The 23134-nt window shown below is 44.7% G+C and carries 16 protein-coding genes and 1 pseudogene; 15 read left to right on the forward strand and 2 right to left on the reverse strand.

What is annotated here, in order from left to right:
- Positions 1-102 precede the first annotated feature (102 nt).
- Complete coding sequence (locus EDC32_RS02925) at positions 103-849, reverse strand: hypothetical protein (RefSeq protein ID WP_132219945.1); 747 nt, start codon at positions 847-849, stop codon at positions 103-105.
- 92 nt (positions 850-941) lie between these two features.
- The gene (locus EDC32_RS02930) at positions 942-2546 is read right to left on the reverse strand and encodes an alkaline phosphatase family protein (RefSeq protein WP_132219946.1); all 1605 of its coding nucleotides are present in this window, start codon (positions 2544-2546) and stop codon (positions 942-944) included.
- Positions 2547-2685: 139 nt separating this feature from the next.
- Here EDC32_RS02930 and EDC32_RS02935 point away from each other — a divergent pair, with 139 nt between their 5' ends.
- From EDC32_RS02935 to EDC32_RS03005, 15 genes and pseudogenes are all read left to right on the forward strand, one after another.
- The gene (locus EDC32_RS02935; RefSeq protein ID WP_132219947.1) at positions 2686-3882 is read left to right on the forward strand and encodes a M24 family metallopeptidase; all 1197 of its coding nucleotides are present in this window, start codon (positions 2686-2688) and stop codon (positions 3880-3882) included.
- Positions 3883-4167: 285 nt separating this feature from the next.
- Positions 4168-4362 carry a helix-turn-helix domain-containing protein gene (locus tag EDC32_RS02940; protein ID WP_132219948.1) on the forward strand — a complete coding sequence of 65 codons (195 nt, stop codon included), beginning with the start codon at positions 4168-4170 and terminating at the stop codon, positions 4360-4362.
- Positions 4363-4521: 159 nt separating this feature from the next.
- Positions 4522-5424 (forward strand): restriction endonuclease, encoded by a 903-nt coding sequence (locus EDC32_RS02945; protein WP_246026827.1) that lies wholly within the window; start codon positions 4522-4524, stop codon positions 5422-5424.
- Positions 5425-5631: 207 nt separating this feature from the next.
- Complete coding sequence (locus tag EDC32_RS16580) at positions 5632-7224, forward strand: restriction endonuclease subunit S (protein WP_132219949.1); 1593 nt, start codon at positions 5632-5634, stop codon at positions 7222-7224.
- A gap of 14 nt (positions 7225-7238) precedes the next feature.
- The gene (locus EDC32_RS02955; RefSeq protein WP_132219950.1) at positions 7239-8777 is read left to right on the forward strand and encodes a class I SAM-dependent DNA methyltransferase; all 1539 of its coding nucleotides are present in this window, start codon (positions 7239-7241) and stop codon (positions 8775-8777) included.
- A complete protein-coding gene (locus EDC32_RS02960; RefSeq protein ID WP_132219951.1) occupies positions 8767-9993 on the forward strand; it encodes a restriction endonuclease subunit S in 1227 nt (408 codons plus the stop codon). Before EDC32_RS02955 ends, EDC32_RS02960 begins: the two co-directional genes overlap by 11 nt.
- Complete coding sequence (locus EDC32_RS02965; protein WP_132219952.1) at positions 9971-13099, forward strand: type I restriction endonuclease subunit R; 3129 nt, start codon at positions 9971-9973, stop codon at positions 13097-13099. Before EDC32_RS02960 ends, EDC32_RS02965 begins: the two co-directional genes overlap by 23 nt.
- 335 nt (positions 13100-13434) lie before the next feature.
- Entirely contained in the window at positions 13435-13836 is a 402-nt protein-coding gene (locus EDC32_RS16585; RefSeq protein WP_132219953.1) for a DUF3862 domain-containing protein, read from the forward strand.
- Positions 13837-13917: 81 nt separating this feature from the next.
- The gene (locus EDC32_RS02975) at positions 13918-16008 is read left to right on the forward strand and encodes a UvrD-helicase domain-containing protein (RefSeq protein ID WP_132219954.1); all 2091 of its coding nucleotides are present in this window, start codon (positions 13918-13920) and stop codon (positions 16006-16008) included.
- Positions 16009-16595: 587 nt separating this feature from the next.
- Positions 16596-17060: a VOC family protein gene (locus EDC32_RS02980; protein WP_132219955.1), complete on the forward strand. Its 465-nt coding sequence runs from the start codon at positions 16596-16598 to the stop codon at positions 17058-17060.
- A gap of 265 nt (positions 17061-17325) precedes the next feature.
- Positions 17326-18631 (forward strand): annotated as a pseudogene (locus EDC32_RS02985) (amidohydrolase).
- A 186-nt stretch (positions 18632-18817) separates the two neighbouring features.
- Positions 18818-19006 (forward strand): hypothetical protein, encoded by a 189-nt coding sequence (locus EDC32_RS02990; protein WP_132219956.1) that lies wholly within the window; start codon positions 18818-18820, stop codon positions 19004-19006.
- Between the two features lie 131 nt (positions 19007-19137).
- Positions 19138-20622, forward strand: a complete 1485-nt coding sequence (locus tag EDC32_RS02995; protein WP_132219957.1) for a recombinase family protein — start codon at positions 19138-19140, stop codon at positions 20620-20622.
- Positions 20623-20746: 124 nt separating this feature from the next.
- Positions 20747-22363 carry an ATP-binding protein gene (locus tag EDC32_RS03000; protein ID WP_132219958.1) on the forward strand — a complete coding sequence of 539 codons (1617 nt, stop codon included), beginning with the start codon at positions 20747-20749 and terminating at the stop codon, positions 22361-22363.
- Positions 22360-23061, forward strand: a complete 702-nt coding sequence (locus EDC32_RS03005; protein WP_132219959.1) for a response regulator — start codon at positions 22360-22362, stop codon at positions 23059-23061. Before EDC32_RS03000 ends, EDC32_RS03005 begins: the two co-directional genes overlap by 4 nt.
- The last annotated feature ends 73 nt before the right edge of the window (positions 23062-23134 follow it).

Consider the following 23134-nt stretch of genomic DNA (forward strand, 5'->3'; position numbering starts at 1 on the left):
CTATGACATCATTTTCGATTTTTTCCTGACAGCTTGCAGGTGGTTGTAAGAGAGGGAGCATGGATCCGTTGTTAGGGCCCATGCTCGTGATGGTGCCGTATGCTAATTATTGTTGATTGTAACATGTTCTGACGGCGGTAGGGGAGGGGAATTTGGTGGGGATGATTGTTTCAGGCTCTGAAAGTGTTTGCGGATTTCCGATTTGGACCATCCGCGCTGCTGGAAATCCAATAAATAATCCAAGAGCAGAGGAGACCAAGGAAGTTTCATGACCGTTTGAGTAAATGTATGCGCGGCGATCTCTCTTGTCCGTAAAATCCCTTTTCGCTGTTTGAAAGGTCCCATCCGTTTGACCACGACTTTGGCTAGGTCAGCGTCAGTTCGTCCACACCGCGTTTCCTCTAAATGGTGGAACCACTCGTGGTACAGATGAAGCAACATGATTTCCTCTTCAGCCACGGATTCGCCCATGGCATTAAAAAATTGGTCGATCTGCTGGAGTGAGCGGCGGTAGATTTCGATCGTTTTTGGCTTTTTTCTGTATTGCGCGCGAATAAAGGGGTCATGGGGGTGCGCATCCCGAAAACGAATGCAAACGCCTTCTTTTAGCAACTGGTTCAGCAATGTCCGCAACGACAATGGGCGGCCGTGAAGGGAAGCTACGGTTTGCCCTTTCTCCATGGCTTGCTCCACATAATAGGGGAGTGCGTCGGGGGGGATGTGCTCATAATACTCATCTTGCTTCAATTCAAGTTGGAAGAGCGTTTGTGGGTCCACAGACGGCCAATGACGGTCGAGATGAATCTCTGCCAATGGCTTGCGAAACGGTTTGCCTGCATTTGTTTTCATGCTTTTTCCCCATTTCGACATGTTTATCTCACTTCTATGTCGACAAGGGCTTGACTCATTCCCAAACTGGACAAAGAATCCATGAGCTAGCTTCATGGATTCTGTTCGTTTTCCTTTTTCTGCTTGAGAGGAGTGGTTAACAATTTGAGCAACCAAGGCTTCAAATCAATCACCCGCATATGGGAAGGACAGGAGTCCGTTCCGCAGATAATCATTGGCACGAGGGAGTCCAGGTGATGCAGAGAACCGTGGCAGGCTCCGCTGTGAGTGGGCGATGCTTCACTAATCATTTCATAACCGGGCGATACCGTCACCACGATTACTCGCTCTGATGTGCCCATCACCCCGCCCAACCGGGCTAACACGTCGGGGAAGATGCCATAGGTAATTCGGTTCTTATCATCCACGCTTAAATCGAGAATAGCCAAATCGCCGATCACATCCCATGTTTGATCATACTCATCGACGAGGGAACCGCCTTCTTTAAAGCTTAGGTGGCCCTCAATTTGCCCACTTATGCAGGAAACACGGCCTTGATTATTCCAAGCGATGATGTCCAATTTGGGCTCTTGTTTGAGCGTGATGACCACTTCCGCAAGATCGAGCTGTTCGTCCAATACATAGATATAAGCCATCCGCTCATTGCAACAGATGACGAGCTGATCATCGGGACGTGGCTTTTTCTGTTTGATGGGCATGATGCGGTACGGATGCAAGCTTTTGCGCAGATCGATATATGCTTCTTTGCGGTTGGGGATGATGGGTGCTTGCCCGCTGTCTCCCATGACAATCCAGATCACGTCATCCACCGCTTCATCCCAGCTCGGAAACAGATTTAACAACGCTTGCAATTCTTCATCTGCTTTTACAATCCCCTTGATCTCCGATGTTCCTTTTTGATGCACATAGTCATCGTTGCGAGGAAAATAAGCGATGGTGAGAGTGGGCAATTGACCGGATTCCAGCAGGTGGGCAATCTCGTTGCGCGTGAAGGTGTCATGGAAGCCGAAGCGGCTTAAAGGACCCGTCGGTCTGCTGTTGTGATCAATCTTGGCCAAAGCCCCAAACGAAAAATAACGGGTGGCCATCGTTTCAATCGTTTTGGGCAGGAGGCGAAAGAGACGGCCTAGCCAGGGCGCGGTCAGCGTTTGCTCGTGGGGACCACGATGGATCAAAGCATTGATGGAAGCGGTCGGCCCCTCGAACGCTTCATGAATCGTTTTTACATCTGGGCTAAGACAGACTTGATTCAAACGTTGCAGGCTGTCTTTTAATACGGTTCGTGTACCGAACTTAAACGTTTCCTTCAAGCCAGTGCCGAAATTGACCATGCGCTGTTCTTGTGGGTCCATGTAGACTAATCCGTATATTTGATGCTGATTGGGAGGAGTGCCCGTCAGCAATGTCGAGTCAATGGAGACTGACATGCTGGGAAACGAAGTCACCACTCGGGGATGGTATTGGCCCCGCTCTTTGAGGAATCGGAGCGCGGGCGTTTTGCCCAGTTGTATGGCTTCACGCAACGGTGCATCCATCAAGGAATCAATAATCAATAAGATTACGGGTTTCACCGGCGCCTCCGCCAATGCCTCCTTGTTGGCAAAAGTCTCTTTGTTGCTGGAAGACTGAGAGCCCATGTATCCAATCAAAAGAAAAAACAAGATGATAAGTAAACCAATTAACCCTATCCAAATCATATGTTTCAACCTCTGTTTTCGCAGATTCAACCCTTAATGTGCCTTGGGACCGGTTTTTTTATGCTAAATGGAAAGGGTAAAGTGAGAGAGAAAGAGAATGGAAGTATAGAGGCTTGTCATATAGAAAGGAAGGATTTCAATGCACCCATTGCCAAAAGTACCAGAAACGGAAGTAAGAGAGCGGATTGCTCGTTTTCAGGCGAAACTGCAAGAGAATCAGATCGATGGGGCCATGATTACGCAGAATGTGGACTTATATTATTTGACCGGGTCGATGCAAAACGGCCTGCTATTTGTGCCACAGTCGGGGGAGCCCCGTTTTTATGTGAAGAAAAGCGTCGCTCGGGCCGAATTTGAGGCATCCGTTCCTGTGGAGGAAATGGGCCGGATGAAACAGCTTGGCGAGCGGTTGCGGTCAACATTCGGGAACGTGAAGCGGATCGGGATCGAGATGGATGTGTTGCCTTATGGTTTGGCAGTAAGGTACCTCGGCTTTTTCCCGGATGCCGAAGCTGTGGATGTCGCCTTTATGCTTCGACTGGTCCGGGCAGTGAAGTCAGAATACGAACTCAACCAGCTGAGAATCGCCGCTGCACATGTGCAGGAGATGGTAGCCACGTTGCCGCAACAGATACGCGTGGGGATGAGTGAGGTCGAACTGTCCGCGCAAATCGAACACGCGCTCAGATTGAAAGGAAACATTGGCATTTATCGCATGCGCGGCTATAACCAGGAACTTTGCTTGGGCATGGTCGCATCGGGAGAGGCAGCTGCTACCCCAACTTACTTCGACGGCCCAGCAGGTGGCTTAGGTATGTCCGTTGCCAGTCCACAAGGTGCAAGCCGTAAAACATTTTCGGTGGGAGAGCCCATCCTCTTTGACATCAGCACGGTGGTAGAAGGATATATCATTGACCAGACGCGCATGGCCGTAATCGGCGAATTGGACGAGGAGTTGACCCGTGCCTATGAAGTAGCTGTGTCTATCATAAGAGAAGCAGAGCGCATGGGAAAACCGGGCGTCCCCTGGCAGGACTTATACCTCAAGGCATTGGAGATGGCCGAAGCCGCTGGCCTGCAACAACATTTCATGGGCTTTGGAAACGACCAAGCCAAATTCCTCGGCCACGGCGTCGGATTGGAGTTTGACGAATTGCCTGTTTTGGCACGTGGATTTGCGCAACCCCTTGAGAAAAACATGGTCATCGCCATCGAGCCTAAATTCACCTTCCCGGGTCGGGGTGTCGTCGGTATTGAAAACACCTATGTCGTGACTGAGCAGGGATTAAAAGCCATCACCACCACTCCGGAAGACATCGTCCGGATTCCTGAGTAACCCTTATCGTATGCACAGCCCAGCCTGCTTGATGGCTGGGCTTGCTTGTTGATACTCCCATATGCGGTGAGAAGCGGTCACCAAACAAAGACGAGAGAGTGCAGGAACCAACGCCGCTTTGGCGACATAAGATGGGGAGAAAAGTGGAGCAGAGGAAAGAAATACCAAGCAAACCTGCCTAAATTCTCCGCCACCGCTCACCACGCAACCTCCCTGCTCATAGTATAACTTGACTGGTCCCTGACCCTTGTATTCCAGTGCTTGAGCAAGGAAGGGTGTCAACATTTGAGTAACCAAAAAGGCAAACCCTTATTGACCAATCGGGAGAGGGAAGTATTCGAGCTGTTAGTCCAAGACAGGACCACCAAAGAAATCGCCCAACAACTCTTCATCAGTGAGAAAACTGTCCGCAACCACATCAGCAACGTGATGCAGTGTATTTGCAAAAAAGGGGATAAGCATATGGAGTGGTTGGGGTAGAACCGGTTAGACTATCTCCTTCCATTTTCCTTCAGTTTGATTTTTTCTATCAGCATATCACTATATTCTTTACCATCCTTACTAAAATGAGCACGTCTATGACAGTTAGAACAAATTGCCGCAACATGCTCTGGCCGACATAATGAAGAAGGTGAAAATGTGATTCCAGATTATCAAACATTGATGTTACCTGTTTTGAAATATCTATCCAATGGAAAAGAGCATACAACGAAAGACCTTAGAGAAGCGATGGCAACGAAGTTTAAGATAACCACCAAAGAGAGAAAACAACTGTTGCCCAGCGGAAGACAACCTGTTTTTGATAGCCGAGTGGGTTGGGCATGTACATATCTTAAAAAAGCGAAATTAATTGAAAGTCCTAAACGTGGAATCATAAAAATTACGTATAGAGGGCGAAAGGTTTTAAATAGTCATCCAAGTGACATCAACAATCAATTTTTATTGCAGTTTGAAGAGTTCAGGGGATTTTTTGCAAAAGGAAAAGCAGATTCGGCGATTGAAAAAACACAGACCAAAGAGCTTGTTAAACCCCCGAGAGAAACATTAAGTGAGAGTTATGAACTGATTAGAAAAGAATTAGCTGAAGAGTTGTTAGAACAAGTTATGAAATGTTCTCCAGATTTTTTTGAGGATCTTGTTGTTAAGTTGTTGGTAGCGATGGGATATGGAGGATCTTTGGCAGATGCGGGCCAAAGAGTTGGAGGCACTGGTGATGGGGGAATTGATGGGATTATTAAAGAAGATAAACTTGGATTGAGCCAGATCTACATTCAAGGCAAAAGATGGGACAAGCCGGTTGGCAGTCCTGAAATTCAACAGTTTGCCGGAGCTTTGACGGCTAAAAACGCTGAAAAAGGGGTCTTTATCACTACCTCCAGATTTACTGCCAGCGCGATCAGTTTTGCAGAAAAGGTTCCGAAAAATATTGTTTTAATTGATGGGGATAATCTGGCTGAACTGATGATCGATTATAATATAGAGGTATCTGAAGAGGAGCGCTATATTGTTAAACGAATTGACAGCGACTTTTTTGAACAATGATTTTTAAGAAAAGAACAGGTGGACTGACTCAAAGGTGTGTGGAAATGACACACCTTTTTTTATTTGGTATTGACGAGAGAATCGCGGTATAATAAGATCAAATCGAAATTTAGTAATCGAATACTAAATTTGTTGTTGCAAATATCATATGAGTGGGTTTATACTATTCTCAGGTGGAGGGAACGGTGGAAAAAGGAGGCACAAAACATGGCAACACTTTTTCACTTCCAAGAACTTCTCAGACAGAGAAATATCATCGACCGTGATCAAATCACCGTTGAGTTATTGCGCATCCACCTGACTCAAAAAGCTTATGAACAAAAATACAACCACTTGCAGGGTGTAGATGAAGCGTCTCTGTATGAATTGATGAAAGAAACAACCGAAAAACGACTCGGCTATTTTCCGGGAGACCCGAGCTGGTTTTATGAACTTTTTCAGGCAGGCAAAGAGATCAACTTCATTCAGGCTCTCAAGCAAATTTTCCAAAAAGACCGGTCTGGAGTGATGGTCAGCCCTGCATATCTTGTGGATTATTTTTCGCGATCTTTGATGGCCGGGCATATTGAGACGGTATTGATTGCAGAAGCACATAAACATCTGAATGGTTTGATAGAGCTGATCGAAACCAACTTGGATAAAACCTTTGTCCTGACCGCTGAAAAAAAGTGGTTGGCAGAAGTGTTAAAGTTTCTTTTTGCACACTGCAACCATGTGGAAGTGCTTCAGGTTTCCATTTACAGCCTCTTACCATTGGATCAAGAATTCGACCTGATTATCGCCATACCCGCCTTTGGCTTTAAACCGGAAGTAAACACGGAACGGTTTATGACACGGGAATCGGAAGGGATTGCCGCTGAAAACTTGCTTGACTGGCTGAATGAATTCGGGGAGTTGCAAATGGTTGTCCCCGCAAGATTTACGTTTTCAGGTGGTTCCTTTGCGAAATTGAGATCCTGGATTCTCCAACATTTCAATATAAAGTCAATTTTTACATTGCCTGAAGGAACCCTGCGGCCGTATACGGGGATGAAAACGTACTTGCTCACGATCTCCCATCAAGCGGTGGATTCCATCCAACTGGGAAGCCTTGAGCTGAAAAAAGGCCAATTTCTTCCCCGTGTTCAAAAGGAGATTTTTCAGGAAGAGCTTGAGGAACGGGAAGACTGGCGAATCGAGCTTTTACTGGCCGATGACCAGGAAGATCTCCTTGGTGGACTGGCCGGGCCCAACCGGGAAGTGGTCAAGTTAAAAGAGATCGCCGAACTTTTTCGTGGAAAGTCGATTATGAAAAGCCATATCCAACCCGGAGAAATATCGGTTCTCAATATTTCCAATATCGAAGACGGGGAGATTATCTGGGAAGGGATGGATACAATCGATGAAGAGTACAGGAAAGTAAGGCGTTATGCATTGGAACCGGGAGATTTGGTGATCACCTGTCGGGGAACGGTTAATAAAGTGGCAGTGGTTCGGGAATTACCCAAAAAAGTGATCGCTTCTGCGAATATTATTGTAGTCCGTTTTTCGAAAGAAGTGATGAGCGAATATGTGAAAGTTTTTTTGGAAAGTCCGGTTGGCACCCAATTGGTAAAAACATTCCAGCGCGGAAGCACTGTGATGAATATTAACCCGGCCGATCTGGGCGAGATGGAGATTCCACTTCCGGATATAGAAGAACAGCGGAAGATTGTCGAAGAGTATCGGAAAGAACATCAACTCTATTTCGAAACCGTCCGCAAAGCCAAAGAACGATGGGAGAAAAAAAGACAGCAGATTTACGATCAATTATTGGACTGAGGAGGCCTTAACTGATGGCGGTATCCAACAACAACAGCGCCGAATTGGGATTTGAACAACGCCTGTGGAGCATGGCGGACAAACTGAGAAACAACATGGACGCAGCCGAATACAAACACGTGGTGTTGGGCTTGCTTTTCCTAAAGTACATATCCGATGCGTTTGAGGAAGAATACGAACGCCTATCCAACGATGAATGGGCAGACCCCGAAGATCCCGATGAATACCTTGCAAACAATATCTTCTGGGTTCCTCAAGAAGCCCGCTGGTCTCATATCAAAGCCAACGCCAAAAAACCGGAGATTGGGCAAATCATCGATAACGCGATGGTGGCTATCGAACGGGACAACAACTCGTTAAAAGGCGTGCTTCCCAAAGATTACGCCCGCCCGGAATTAGACAAAACCAAATTAGGGGAGATTATCGACTTATTCTCGTTCAAAGTAGGGGACAAAGACAGCCAGGCCCACGATGTGCTGGGACGGGTATATGAGTACTTCCTCAATAATTTTGCCAGTGCCGAAGGGAAAAACGGCGGGCAATTCTACACCCCGCGTACCGTTGTTAAGTTGTTGGTTGAATTGATTCAACCTTTTAAAGGAAGGATTTACGACCCCTGCTGCGGTTCGGGCGGAATGTTCGTCCAAAGCCAGGAGTTTATCAAAGCCCATCAAGGCAGAATTGGGGATGTGGCTGTCTACGGGCAAGAATCTAACCCGACCACCTGGCGCCTTTGCAAAATGAACCTGGCCATTCGCGGGATCGACAATAACCTGGGTGAGTACCATGCAGATACCTTCCATGATGACCTGCATAAAAACCTGAAAGCGGACTACATCTTGGCCAATCCGCCGTTTAACATCAGCGACTGGGGCGGCGAGCGCTTAACCGAGGACCACCGCTGGAAATACGGAGTTCCGCCGGCTGGAAACGCCAACTACGCTTGGATTCAGCATATTGTCTCCAAACTGGCTCCCAGCGGAACGGCTGCCTTTATCCTAGCGAACGGTTCCATGTCTACCAACCAAAGCAGCGAAGCAACCATTCGCAAAAATTTGATTGAGAATGACCTGGTCGAAGCCATTGTCACTCTTCCGGGGCAGCTCTTTTACTCTACCCAAATTCCCGTCTGCGTCTGGGTGATGACCAAAAACAAAGCGGCCAAAAACCACCGCAACCGCAAAGGGGAAATCCTCTTTATCGATGCCCGCAAACTGGGCTATATGGTGGACCGTGTCCGCAGGGAACTAAGCGATGAGGACATTCAAAAGATCGCTCGAACCTTCCATGCTTGGCGTGGGCAAGAAGAAGCGGGAGAGTATGAGGATGTCAAAGGCTTCTGTAAATCAGCCACTTTGGAAGAGGTAAGGGAGCATGAGTATATCCTTACTCCTGGTCGTTATGTTGGTATTGAAGAGACGGAAGATGATGAGGAAGCGTTTGAGGATAAGATGGCACGTTTGACCAGTGAGTTGGCGGAGCAGTTTGCCAAGTCAAGGGAATTGGAAGAGGAGATTAGAAAGAACTTGCGGGGGATTGGGTATGAAGTTTAAGGACTTTTGCACTTTTAAGGAGGGTTATGTTAATCCTTCACAAAAAATTGCAAGTTATTTTGATGGACCTATTAAATGGTTAAGAGCGACTGACTTAAATAACTCCTATGTATACAATACTTCAAGGACTTTAACAGAGGAAGGATTTAAAAGTGCAGGTAAAAGTTCTATCCTGTTTAAACCAGACACAATTGCTATAAGCAAGTCTGGTACTATTGGTAGGATTGGAATACTTAAAGATTACATGTGCGGTAATAGAGCGATCATAAATATAGAAGTAAATCAAGAAAAAATGAATCTGAGATATGTTTTTTATTGGCTATTGAATGAACAGAATTATATACAAAATTTAGCGGTAGGTAGTGTTCAGAAAAATTTATATATCTCTGTATTAGAACAACTGGAAATAGCTGATAGACCTCTACGAGAACAAAAAGCTATTGCTGACATTCTCTCAGCTTTAGATGACAAAATCGAACTTAACAACCAAATCAACAAAAATCTTGAAGAAATGGCACAAGCGATCTTTAAATCCTGGTTTATCGACTTTGAGCCGTTTCAAGATGGAGAGTTTGTTGAAAGTGAGTTAGGGTTGATTCCTAAGGGGTGGGAAGTAAGCAGTCTAGATAGTGTTGCAAACTATCTTAATGGTTTAGCTATGCAAAAATATAGACCAACAGGAGATGAGTTTTTGCCTGTTATAAAAATAAAGGAGCTTAGACAAGGATTTGCTACTTCAGAAAGTGATAAGGCTACTCCGGATTTAGACCCAAGATACATTGTGGAAAATGGAGATATATTATTTTCTTGGTCTGGAACCCTTGAAGTGAAGATTTGGAGTGGTGGAAAAGGAGCTTTAAATCAGCACTTATTTAAGGTTACCTCAGAGAAATATGATAAGTGGTTTTACTATTACTGGACTAAACATTATTTAAATAAATTTAGAAAAATTGCTGAAGACAAGGCAACTACTATGGGACACATTAAGAGAAAAGATTTAAACGAAGCTAAAGTATTAATACCAGATAAAGCGACTTATAAGCAAATAAATTGCTTAATGGAACCTATCTTTAACAAACTAACTCTATTAGATATACAAAATAAAACACTACAGAACCTCCGCGACACCCTCCTACCCAAACTCATGTCTGGTGAGATTCGCGTACCTCTGGAAAACGAAGGGAGACATCAAGATGAGCAGCTTCAACGAGTATGAGTTGGAACAAGCTTCCTTGGAATGGTTTCAAGAGTTAGCCTACGATGTGAGCTACGGCCCCGAAATTTCCCCTGAAGGCGATTATCCGGAACGGAACGAGTACAGCGATGTCATTTTGGAAGAGAGATTGCGGGATGCCCTGTCCCGCATCAACTCTCACCTTCCGCTGTCTGCGATCGACGAGGCCGTTCGCAAGATTTCGATTCCGCAAAGTCCCAATCTTCTAATCAATAACCAAGCGTTTCATCAAATGATCACCGACGGAATTGATGTCCAGGTCCAGCGGGACGACGGCAGTTTCAAAACGGAAAAAGTATGGCCAATCGACTTTAAAGATCCCCACAATAACGACTGGCTGGTGGTTAACCAGTTTACCGTCGTCGAAAACGGAGTAGAGAAGCGCCCGGATCTGGTCGTTTTCGTCAATGGAATGCCGCTCGTGGTGATCGAATTAAAAAGTGCTTCCAATGAAGAGACCGACATTACCAAGGCATACAATCAAATCCAGAATTACAAAAAAAAGATTCCATCCCTGTTTACTTACAATGCTTTCTCTGTCATCAGTGACGGAGTGAATGCACGGGCAGGCTCCCTGACGGCCGACGAAGATCGGTATATGATGTGGCGGACGATCGATGGGGAGGATGTCGCTCCGGGCGCCATTCCGCAACTGGAAGTTTTAATCAAGGGAATATTTGAAAGAAAACGTTTTCTGGATATCTTAAGGCATTTCATTTTTTTCCAAACGGACGGAGAAAATGTCTACAAGATTTTAGCCGGATATCATCAATACCATGCGACGGTGAAAGCAATTGAGAGCACGATTCGCGCAACTGATGAGCAAGGGGACCGCAAAATTGGGGTGATCTGGCATACTCAGGGGTCCGGGAAAAGTTTGTCCATGGTCTTTTATGCCGGAAAATTGGTCTCTGAGCTGGATAACCCGACCATTGTAGTGATCACTGACCGTAACGACCTCGATGATCAGCTTTTCTCCACCTTCAGCAAGTCTAAGCAGTTGTTGCGCCAAACGCCGAAACAGGCCCATTCCCGCAAAGAACTGCGCGAGCTGCTCAATGTGGAATCCGGGGGCATTATCTTTACTACCATCCACAAATTTGCCCCTGAGGAAAATGGAGATCAGATGCCGGTATTGACGGATCGCCGCAATGTAGTGGTGATCGCCGATGAGGCACATCGAAGCCAGTATGGGTTCAACGCGGAAGTGGTGGAAGGGAAAGACGAGGCGAAAATCAAGTTCGGCTTCGCCAAATATATGCGGGACGCCTTGCCGAACGCTTCGTATATCGGATTTACCGGTACGCCTGTTGAGTTGGCGGATAGAAACACGCCGGCAGTGTTTGGAGACTACATTGACATTTATGATATGACCCGCGCGGTGGAAGATGGAACCACCGTCAAGATTTACTACGAAAGCCGGATTGCCAAACTCTCCTTGCCGGAGGACGAAAAGCCGAAGATCGATGAGGAGTATGAAGAAATCACCGAGCATCAGGAACTGGATGAGAAAGAGAAGCTCAAATCCAAATGGGCCCGTTTGGAAGCATTAGTCGGAGCGGAAAAGCGGCTCAAGCAAATCGCTAAAGACATCGTGGAACACTTCGAAATCAGGCAGAATGCCATGTTTGGTAAAGCGATGATTGTCACCATGTCCAGAAAGATTGCTGTTGACCTCTATAACGAGATCGTTGCATTAAGACCGAAGTGGCACAGTGACGACCTGGATAAAGGTGTCATCAAGGTGGTGATGACCGGAAATTCGAGCGATGAGGCAAAAATGCATTCTCATCACACCACCAAACAGCAGCGCGAGCTTCTCGCTAACCGGATGAAGGATATCCATGATGAGCTCAAGATAGTCATTGTTTGCGATATGTGGCTGACCGGGTTTGATGTTCCTTGTATGCACACGATGTATATTGATAAACCGATGAAAGGGCATAACCTGATGCAAGCCATTGCCCGTGTTAACCGTGTGTTTAAAGATAAACCGGGTGGATTGGTGGTCGACTATATCGGGATCGCCGACTCTTTGAAAAAGGCTCTGCAACAGTATACCGAAAATGACCGCAAAACGGCGGGTGTGGATACGGAACTGGCAGTTGACCTCATGCATGAGAAGTATGACCTGATCCAGGATTTGCTTCACGGTCATGATTACAGCAAGTTTAAAAGCGAAAGCCCATCCGAGCGGATGCAAACCATCGTTGCCACCGTTGATTATGTATTAGGGCTCGGTGAAGAAAAGAAAAAACAATTTCTGCAACTGGTTACCGAGCTGGCAAAAGCTTATGCTTTGTGCTCAACCACTCCCGAAGCGGAAAAATTGAACTTGGAAATCGGGTTCTTTAAATCGGTAAAAACCGGGATTATCAAGATGATTCCAGCTTCGGGCAAGAAAAAAACGGCTTCCCAGTTGGATGCCGAGATCAACCAATTGGTATCCAAGTCCATTATCTCTGAAGGCGTGGTGGACATTTTGGGCGCCGTTGGCCTCAATAAACCCAACATCGCCATCTTGTCCGATGAGTTTTTGGCCGAGGTGAAAGGATTAAAACAGAAAAACCTTGCCGTAGAGCTGCTCAAACGCTTGTTAAACGGAAAAGTAAAAACCATCGCTAAACGGAATCTGGTTCAATCGAAAAAGTTCTCTGAGATGCTGGAAGAATCGATTATCAAGTATCAAAATCGGACGATTGAATCGACTCAGGTCATCATGGAATTGATTGAGCTGGCGAAAGAGATGAATAAAGCTCACAAACGGGGTGAGGAAACGGGGTTATCCGATGATGAAGTGGCCTTTTATGATGCTTTGGCCAATAATGAATCGGCAAAAGAAGTCCTGGGAGATGAAGTGTTAAAGCAGATCGCGCGCGATCTGACCGATTCGATTAAAAGAAATCTAACGGTGGACTGGAATCTGCGGGAAAGCGTCCGAGCCAAAATGAGGGTAACAGTCAAAAAATTGTTGAGAAAATACGGTTATCCGCCAGACAAAGAGAAAAGTGCAGTTGAAATTGTGATGAAACAGGCAGAATTAAGCTGTCAGAATGAGGCAGAAGAATTAGACGAAGAACTGGATTAATTCTTGTAAAGCCATGAAAAAGTGAAAGGGGGGATGCCCGAAAGTAGGATTAAGCAATATTTGTGGTTGGAAGTGCCAGTTCCAACTGCAGATCCGGAATCTGATCTGCTGAACCTGCGCCAACAGGATCAGCAGAGTCATAGATGCAGTTTTCCACCGCCAAATGGAAGACTGCATAGATGAGATCACTCCATAGGTTTTACGCGCAAAGAGCTTCGTTTGTGCAACCCCTTCAACCTATGCTTCCTTTAAATTAACCTTTCTATCATTGTAACGAACTCTTTGCGCTCCCTTCAAGTCAAGTCCAACATTTCATTCTTCGGGAGGAACAAACGATGAAAAAATGGATGATTGGATGCGGTACTCTTATGGGACTGTTCTTATTGTTGGGAGCATGTGTGGCACTCATGTCAAGTGTAGACACAGAAAAAGACAATCTTCAGGCAGATAAAAAAACAATTTCAGAAAAGGTGGACACTCCAGCAATGTCTACATCTGAACCAGCGGTGAAAGAGAATGATGAAGTGACGATGGAAGAATTCAATAAGATTAAAAACGGAATGACCTATGAAGAGGTTGTAAAAATTATCGGTTTTGAGGGAACAGAAATGAGTTCTTCTGAAATTGGCGGCATCAAAACCATTATGTACTCTTGGCAAAATGACGACGGTTCGAATATGAATGCGATGTTTCAAAACAACAAGCTGAATACAAAGGCACAATTTGGTTTGAAGTAACGGATAGAAGAGGTAGGCGGAAGTTAGAAAGCTTCTGCCTACTACAGCCCATTATCTATAAATCTGAAAGGAGCAATTTCTATGTCCATTGTTTCCATTCATAAATCTTTTACCGATGCAATTGCTCAGGTACCGCCACATGTTCAAAAATCGGCTTGGGAGATGATTCATCAGTTGACCGAACATCCGGAAGCTCATGGCCTAAATTTTGAACGAGTGAAAGGAGCGATTGACCCTAAAGTCCATTCTGTTCGTGTGAATCAAAAATACCGGGCGATTCTTGTCAAGCCGGAAAAAGAAGATGTGAATTTGTTTTTGTGGATTGGCAATCACGATCAGGCATATGCATGGGCGGAAAAGAAGAGATTTGAAGTTAACAAGGCGACAGGTCTTTTGCAGATGTGGACAAGCCCGGGAAGGAACGGTTCAAATACGGTAAAAGGAATATTTTGTGATTATACCGAAAAGCAACTGATTGCCATAGGTGTGCCGGAAGAGCTTATTCATGTGATATACAGTATTCAAACAGCCGATGAGCTGTACAAGTATGCCGATGAAATTCCGGAAGATACGTTAGAACCCCTTTTATGGATCGCTCAGGGTGAGCCGTACCAGGACGTGCTTCAGATTGTCACCGAGATCAAGGCAGAACAAAGGAAAGATCAAGAAAAATCGGATCAACCATTTCTCCAGGCTATGTTAAATACGTCAAGCCAAGTGGCAGTGATTTCTTCCGACACACAGCTCCAGGAGATTTTAAAATATCCTTTTGACCGATGGCGGTTGTTTTTGCATTCCACTCAAAAAGAATTGGTCGAGAAAGATTTTAGCGGCTCGGTAAAAGTGCTCGGAGGAGCCGGAACAGGCAAAACGGTGGTTGCTTTGCACCGGGCAAGGAAGCTGGTGAGAGATTTTTTGCTTCCGGATGAGAAACTTCTCTTTACAACCTTTAACGTTAATATGGTAGCAATCGTACAAGACCACTTAAACACCATGTGTACAGCTGAGGAGTTACAAAGAATAGATATCATTAACATCGACCGGTTGGCCAAAGAAATTGTTGAAACTTATTGTGGTGTACAAATCAATAAAATGATTGAGAGCGATCAAGACAGGGAGATCATCTGGCGGCAGGCTGGAAGCTGTTTAAACATAGACCCAAGTCAACTGCTGCTCATCAAGAGAGAATATGACCGGTTTATCCAACCCTATGGAATTGATGAAAAGGAAGAATATTTAACTCTTCTGCGCAAAGGAGGAAAGACAAAAATCAGCAAAAGGAAACGGGAAGAAATATGGAAAGTGGTTGAATATGTCCGCAGTGAGATGGAGGAAAGAGGCTGGTATGAATATCCTGATATCATTCGCATGGCCCGAAAATGGTTGGAAACGAACCCAGGCCGATTGAATTACCGTGCGGCTATTGTTGATGAAGCTCAGGACTTTACAGAAGAGTCGTTTAAATTGTTGAGGGCTTTGGTCCCTAAAAACAGAAATGACTTGTTTATTGTGGGTGATCCCCACCAACGGATTTACTCCCGATTTGTGGTTCTTTCACGTTGCGGAATCGATGTCAGGGGACAAAGATCCAGACGCTTACGCATTAACTATCGCACTACTGAACAAATTCGAAAACAAGCAATACAAGTGATTGGAGATATTCCATTTGATGACTTAGATGGAGGGCAAAATTTTGCAGATGATATTTCGCTTATGTCAGGAATGGAACCTGTATGCGTAAACTTTGCAAAGGTAAACCTTGAGAGACAATTTATTCTGAAACAGATGAAGGAATTATTAAGAGAAGGAATTTTGCCTCATGAGATTGGTCTCTTTGCGAGAACGAAAAAAATGGTTGAGAGGTATCAAAAGTTTTTGGAGGAGAATGGAATAGCTGTCTCGCTTCTTACCACAGAATCTCATTTAAACAATAAAGGGGTTAATTGCGGCACGATGCATCGAAGTAAGGGGCTTGAATTTCGCGTGGTCTTCCTGGCTGGGGTCAATGAAAAAGTCGTTCCCCTCGATGCTTTTACTAAAATTGAAGATGTTGAAGAAAGAGAAGAGAAAATCAAACAAGAAAGGTCTCTCTTGTATGTTGCAAGTACCAGAGCGCGAGAGAAATTGTTTATTACCTCATATGGGAAAATGTCGCCATTTTTAAGAAATTAAGATCTTACAGAGACAGGATTCAAAAATCGGTGTTCAATTTTTTTAAACTCATCATATTTGGCTGTCGAGAATATCGATTATTTAAATATTAATATCTGGATTACAAAGAAGGTATTTTGGATAGGAATTAATGAAACAAACGGATGGGAGGATTTGTCGCACTGTTTTATTGCGTTCTAAAAAACGTGTCGAATGAAGAGAGGATGGGTAAATAATTTAAAGATTGATCATTTTAAATCAAATGAAAGAAGGTGTATAGATAGATAAGGATATGGTTCTAGGCTTCATTGTATTAGTCGTTGTTTTAATAATCGCAATTGCCTTATTAATTGTGCCTAAATTAAAGAAAAAACAACAACCAATTGATCATGATCTCTATAGTAATCAAGATCATCAGCTTTATACGGGGGTAGTGGTTGCTCATTTACCTGCGGGTGATTTCCAGCACATCCAACTGATCCAATTTTGCGTTGATAATCATACTTACTTGAATCAACCATATGCAAGGTGATTTTTTTTAATCTGGTCATCTTTTTCCTGGATATCCTTTTGCTATTCTTCTGAGCATACAATCAGGAGGTATTTTAATGATAAAAGGGTTATATGAAGCGCATTTGCCTGTCAGTGATATCGATAGATCCATTGCGTTTTATCAAAAACTTGGTTTGGAACTAGCATATAAAGGTGAAAAGCTTGCATTTGTATGGGTTGAGAAAGGAAAGAGTTGGCTTGGTTTATGGGAAACGGATCAAGTAACTCTGCCCTATCATCCCTCTATCCGACATATTGCTTTTTATGTCAGTCTGGAAGATATAACCAAATCAAAAAAATGGCTACAAGAAAAGGGAATAGAGGTTAAAGAAGCTTTTCGTTTTTCTCCGGAACGACAACCTCTTGTACTTCCAAATAATCCACAAGCACATGCAGCCATTTATTTTCAAGACCCTGACGGCAATTTGTTGGAATTGATCTCACCTCTCAGACTTGATGTGGAAGAGGAATTTGAAATGATGGAGTTGGCCGAGTGGTATAATAAGATGAAAACAGAATAAATAATAGTGTAGGTCTGATTAAGTTACAAAGAAAAACGGATATCTGATCCATCTTTGTGAAGGCTGTGAAGAGGGGGAGTGACCTGTTGGTCCTCTCTTTTTTTGTTTTTAGATTGTAAAACGAAGTAGTAATTAGAAATAATCATGTTCTTGTTCTTCTCACCGTTGGATTGGTCTCAATAGAAGATTGCTAGACGATAGGTGGGATGTACTTTACGGTGTGAAATGCAATAAAATTATATAAAAAAGCAAAAGAGGAATGGTTATGAATATTCTAATCAAAGATCCATTGATTTTAGATTTTAAGGAAGAGAAATTCGTTACATATCGGGCTCACATCATGATCGAGAATGGAATGATCTCTGATATCACCACCGATTTGCCAGAGGAATTGTCTGGTTTTGATGAGATCATTCAGGCGTCCCAATTGGTGGCTTTGCCAGGATTGATCAATACCCACAACCATTCTCCAATGAGTTTGTTGCGATCATTCAGTGATGATTTGCGCTTGATGGAATGGCTTGATAAAAAAATGCTCCCTGCGGAGGAGAACATGACGCAAGAAGATATCTATTGGGGAGCCCTGTTGGGAATCGCCGAGATGATTAAATCAGGAACGACAGCGTATGCGGACATGTACATCCATATGGATCAAATCGCACAAGCTGTCTACGATTCAGGAATCCGTGCATCGTTGACACGGGGACTCGTGTTTTTGGAGGATGATGGAGGGCTGCGCTTAAAGGAGGGCATTGATTTAGATCAATCATGGTCGGGGAAAGGGGATGGCCGCATCACAACCATGATGGGGCCACATGCACCGTATACCTGTCCCCCGGAGAACTTGAAAGAAATCATGGAAATCGCCAAAGAATTAGGCGTGCCGATTCATATTCATTTGGCCGAGACGCATGAAGAAGTGGAGAAAATCAACAAGAAATATGGAAAAAGCCCCACCGAGTATTTGGCTGAACTGGGTTTGTTTGATGGGGAGCATCATGTTTTGTTAGCGCATGCTGTTCATTTAGATGAACAGGATATTGCATTACTGAAAAACATGAAGGGCGGGATTGCGCACAATCCCTATAGCAATATGAAGTTAGGTTGTGGCATTGCTCCGGTTTCCAAATTCATTGAACAAGGAATTTTGGTTGGCTTGGGCACAGATGGGGCGGGCAGCGCCACTTCGCTCGATTTGTTTAAAGAAATGAAGATGGCATCAGGTTTGCAGAAGTTGGAACACTTTGATCCGGCGATCATCGATGCGCATGCGATTTTGCAAATGGCGACAGTGAATGGTGCAAAAAATCTTGGGGATTGATGACCAAGTAGGGAGCATCGAGAAGGGGAAAAAAGCGGATATCATTTTGGTTAACGTCAATCAGCCTCATTTGGTACCGCATCATGATCTGGTTTCCCTGCTGGTGTATTCTGCATTCGGGCAAGACGTGGATACAACAATTTTAAATGGGAAAATCTTGATGAAACATCGCCAATTGCTGACGATTGATGAAGAGAAATTAATATACGAGGCGCAAAGACGAGCAAAGCGGATTGTGGAAGGGGTTTAATTGGGGGCCAACGGGTCCCCGTTTTTTTTTGTTTTTCGCTCTCTCCGTGGAAAGGGCCTTTAACGGTAGTGCGTTGCTTTTTCATGATCACATACTTTCGAGAACAAGACATATCAGGATTCAAGTAGAAGTTCTAGGCTCGTACAACCGTTGTTTATGCATAAAGTGAAGAGAGAGGTGATGATCGTGAAGAAAGTAACTCTGGTGCTGGGAAAAGAGACGTTTGGCAATAAGAATCCGGAGGTAGCATTTCACGAAGCGTTCGCTCCTTATTTTGTTGATGAAGTGAAGGACGGTGTGCGGGAACGATTGAGCCGTTTGCACAGAAGCACTGTGAAATATGACGGCAAAAGAGGTTTAAAGATCACGCAGTAGACATGAGTTGACTTGGTGGTGGAGGATGCCGTAGGGAGATCAAGATCGAAACGGGTCTGGATCAGAGCCTGAACGTTTTGCATGGACGCTTTCTTACATTACAAGAAGCGTGTATAAGATGGGAGGAGATCATGAGCCGAAATACATATGCAGTGTATGTCCGGGTTTCCACAGAGAAAGATGAACAGATCTCTTCTGTTGAAAACCAAATCGACATATGCCGCAACTGGCTGGAACGAAACGGATTTGTGTGGGACGAACAGTGCGTATATAAAGACCATGGAATCAGTGGTACGGTTTTTCTTGAACGGCACGCCATTCAGCTTATCTTGGAAAAGGCCAAACGCAAGGAAATCGATATGGTCATCTTTAAATCCATCAGCCGTTTGGCTCGTGATTTAAAGGATTCGTTGGAAATCAGGGAAGTGTTTATCGCTCATAATGTCCGGATTATCTCCGTCGAAGAGGGATATGATTCCTTGCAAGCAGGCAAAAATGACATGGCGTTTGAGCTTTGGTCTTTATTTTCTGCGCAGTACAGCCGCACGCTGTCGTCCAGCGTTTCCGCCGCGTTAGCCGCCAAGGTGAGACGTGGCGAGCATATCGGTAAAATCCCATATGGTTATGACCGTGTAGACGGATTTCTCCAGATCAATGAGGAAGAAGCCGATGTGGTGCGCCAAATCTATAGTTGGTACGTAAATGACGGATGGGGATTCAGAAGAATTACGCATGAATTAAACCGGCTCAACATTCCTGCCAAAGAAAAAAACAAATGGCAAGTGACCTCAGTGCAACGGCTGATTCAAAATCCCATCTATTGTGGTGACTTCATTCTGAATCAGTTTAGCAAGGTGAAAGCGGAGGGCAAGAAAAAGCAAATCCGCAATCCGAGGCAAAAGTGGATCGTTTTTAAAGACCACCATGTGCCAATCGTTTCAAGAACCATGTGGGAAAAAGCCAACTCGGATCACATCAAGGATCAAAAACACGCCATCACCCCTTGGAATGATTTGCGCGGGATCTGCAAATGCAGTGAGTGCGGGTGCAACATGGTGATTATTCAATCCAAACGGAAACTGGCCGATGGCTCGAAGAAGCAATATAATTATTTGAAGTGTTCCGCCTACCGGCGCAGCGGTGAGGAACATGGTTGTGTCAATCATTACCCCATATTTTATGAAGATGTGCGCCAGTTTCTGATTGAGCGACTGAAAGAAAAAGGGGAATCGATCACATTTAATTTCGTCAACGACATGGAGCAGAAAAAGCAACGCCAGATCAAACAGTTGCAGAAACAATTGAAGCAATTGGCGATGAAAAAGAAAGATCTTTTGAATGTGTTGTTGGAGAAGCTGATCTCCAAAGAAGAATTTGAAGAGAAAAGAAAGGAACTGGATGAACACATTTATCAACTTGAGGCCGAGATTTCCGAACTTAGTCAAAAGGAGTACCCTCATAAACAGATTTGCAATGTGCAACAAGCGTTTGAAGCGATAGACAGTGAACACAGGGATTTGCATCAGCTGTTTAAAAAGCTGTTACATGAAGTCATCATCCATCCTCATGGCAAAATCGATGTGGTGTACGCGTTTGCAGAGCCTGGTGGAAAGTAGTACTTAGGTACTGGACTATCTTCCTAGTGAAATAAATATGGAAAAATATATGTTGATATAAAACCCATAGCTTTGGATCTAAAATGCAGAAGTTTTAATTGTTATTGTATAAGTGGAGGCGACGATGGGCAAACGGAAGTGGTCTTTGGAAGCGCGAATGGTTTGGTGGATCAGTCTGTTGCTGATTTTGGTTATTAGTTTGCTTGGTGGCACTTATTATTTTTTAATGGTTGATTATATCCAAGAACAAGTGGGCAAACGGGCGCTTGGGATAGCGCTGACGGTGGCGGAAATGCCTGAAATCCGACGTGCTTTTGACGATGAAGTACCATCGCAGAGCATTCAGCCATTGGTTGAAAAAATTCGCAAACAAACCAAAGCGGAGTTTATCGTGGTGGGCAATAAAAAAGGAATTCGCTACTCTCATCCGGTTCAGGAGCGGATCGGCCAAAACATGATCGGTGGGGATAATGAGCGGGCTTTATCGCGCGGGGAATCATATGTATCAAAGTCCATTGGGAGTTTGGGGCCATCCTTGAGGGGGAAAGCCCCGATTCGGGATGACCGTGGCAGAGTGATTGGAATCGTGTCGGTGGGTATTTTGTTGAGCGATATTGATCAGATGTCGCACACTTATTTCGCAAGGATTGCTACGGTGATCATTCTGGTATTTGCGATTGCTATGATTGGCGCTATGTACTTGGCAAAGCGGTTGAAAAGATCAATCTTTGGCTTGGAGCCCGAAAAGATTTCTGAGTTGTTTCAACAACGGGATACAGTGATTGAATCAGTCAGAGAAGGGATTATCATGATCGATGGAGACGGAAATCTAACTCTGTTCAATCAGGCGGCGCTCGACATGTTGGGTTTCGTCGATTCCAAACCGGCCATTGGTTCTCCGGTCCAGACGATCCTTCCCAATACCAGACTTTTGGAAGTGTTACATACGGGAGAAGCAGAACTGGATCGGGAAATGGTCATTAATGGTAGGGAAATCGTAGTGAACCGCTTGCCCATTCGCAGCAATGGGCAGGTGGTGGGAGTTGTAGCCAGCTTTCGATTAAAATCGGAGCTGGATGAGTTAAACGAGAATCTATCACAAGTGAAGCGGTATGTCGAAGCGTTAAGAGCACAAACCCATGAATACCAAAACACTCTCTATACCATCTCTGGGTTGATTCAACTCAAGTCTTATCAAGAAGCGATTGAGTTGATTCACCATGAAAGCGAAGTTCACCAAGATCATGTGTTATGGGTGCTGGAGAAGATAGCGGATCCTTGGTTGGGTGCGATTTTAATCGGTTTCTACAACCGGGCACGCGAGCTAAAGATCGATCTCATCATTGAACGTGAAAGCAGTATGGGCAGAATTCCACCATCTATCAGCCCTTCGTCTCTTGTTTCCATCTTGGGTAATCTGATTACCAATGCGTTTGAAGCGGTGCAGAGTTTGGCAGAGGGAGAACGCAAAGTAAAGCTTTTTATCACGGATATAGGCGATTCGATCTGGATAGAAGTAGAAGATTCAGGAGCGGGAATTCGTGAGGAACATCTTGCTCGCATTTTTGACCAGGGATTTTCGACCAAGCCTTCTGCTGATGGGATGCGGCGGGGTTTTGGGTTAGCCAAAGTGAAACAATTGGCGGACGAGCTGGGCGGAGCTATTACGATCGAACAAGGAGACTGGGGTGGAGCCGTCTTTGCGGTCGCTCTTCCCAAACAGGAAAGGGAAAGGATATGAGCAAGTTGAAATCCATTGAAGTTTTAATCGTAGAAGATGATGCGCGAGTGGCTAACGTGAACCGGCGTTTTATGGAGAAAATCGAAGGCTTTCAAGTGGTGGGAATTGCGGCAAATGGGCAAGAAGCCATAGTGTGGCTGGAGGAGATGCGGCCCCAGTTGGTTTTGCTGGACGTTTATCTCCCCGATATGAAAGGAATCGAGCTCGTCTGGTATATTCGGCAGCACTGCAAAGATATCGATATTATCATGATTACCGCAGCAGAGGAGATAGAGGTTATTCAAGACGCATTGCGTGGTGGTGTATTTGATTATTTGGTAAAGCCTGTGCTCTTCGACCGCTTTAAACAGAGCATGGAGAAATACCGGTTGCATTTACAAACCTTATCCTCCCATCAAAGATTGGATCAAAAACAAGTGGATCAACTATTAGGCCATGTGCAGGAACCCATACCGGAAAGAAGCTTGTCCAAAGCGCTTCCAAAGGGGATCGATCCGGTAACCTTGGAGAAGGTGGTGCAAGTGGTGCAAGCATATTCGGAGCAGGGCTTGACAGCGGAACAGGTTGGCAAGCATTTGGGCGCCAGTCGTACCACGGCGCGGCGATATCTGGAGTATTTAGTGTCAATCAAGCGTATTCGCGCTGATCACACTTATGGAACGATTGGCAGACCGGAACGGAAGTATTTTGCTGAATGAATTTGAACAATTGGTGAACAATATGAACAAAATGTTTCTTATTTTTTTTATTCTCTTTATTTGCCTTAACTAG

The organism is Laceyella sacchari, from assembly GCF_004343255.1.
Taxonomy (GTDB): Bacteria; Bacillota; Bacilli; order Thermoactinomycetales; family Thermoactinomycetaceae; genus Laceyella; species Laceyella sacchari.

Bases quoted from the DNA above. Each gene is read 5' to 3' on its own strand.
- EDC32_RS02925 (WP_132219945.1), bottom strand. From the start codon at position 849: ATGAAAACAAATGCAGGCAAACCGTTTCGCAAGCCATTGGCAGAGATT.
- EDC32_RS02930 (WP_132219946.1), bottom strand. From the start codon at position 2,546: ATGATTTGGATAGGGTTAATTGGTTTACTTATCATCTTGTTTTTTCTT.
- EDC32_RS02935 (WP_132219947.1), top strand. From the start codon at position 2,686: ATGCACCCATTGCCAAAAGTACCAGAAACGGAAGTAAGAGAGCGGATT.
- EDC32_RS16580 (WP_132219949.1), top strand. From the start codon at position 5,632: ATGGCAACACTTTTTCACTTCCAAGAACTTCTCAGACAGAGAAATATC.
- EDC32_RS02955 (WP_132219950.1), top strand. From the start codon at position 7,239: ATGGCGGTATCCAACAACAACAGCGCCGAATTGGGATTTGAACAACGC.
- EDC32_RS02960 (WP_132219951.1), top strand. From the start codon at position 8,767: ATGAAGTTTAAGGACTTTTGCACTTTTAAGGAGGGTTATGTTAATCCT.
- EDC32_RS02965 (WP_132219952.1), top strand. From the start codon at position 9,971: ATGAGCAGCTTCAACGAGTATGAGTTGGAACAAGCTTCCTTGGAATGG.
- EDC32_RS16585 (WP_132219953.1), top strand. From the start codon at position 13,435: ATGAAAAAATGGATGATTGGATGCGGTACTCTTATGGGACTGTTCTTA.
- EDC32_RS02975 (WP_132219954.1), top strand. From the start codon at position 13,918: ATGTCCATTGTTTCCATTCATAAATCTTTTACCGATGCAATTGCTCAG.
- EDC32_RS02980 (WP_132219955.1), top strand. From the start codon at position 16,596: ATGATAAAAGGGTTATATGAAGCGCATTTGCCTGTCAGTGATATCGAT.
- EDC32_RS02995 (WP_132219957.1), top strand. From the start codon at position 19,138: ATGAGCCGAAATACATATGCAGTGTATGTCCGGGTTTCCACAGAGAAA.
- EDC32_RS03000 (WP_132219958.1), top strand. From the start codon at position 20,747: ATGGGCAAACGGAAGTGGTCTTTGGAAGCGCGAATGGTTTGGTGGATC.
- EDC32_RS03005 (WP_132219959.1), top strand. From the start codon at position 22,360: ATGAGCAAGTTGAAATCCATTGAAGTTTTAATCGTAGAAGATGATGCG.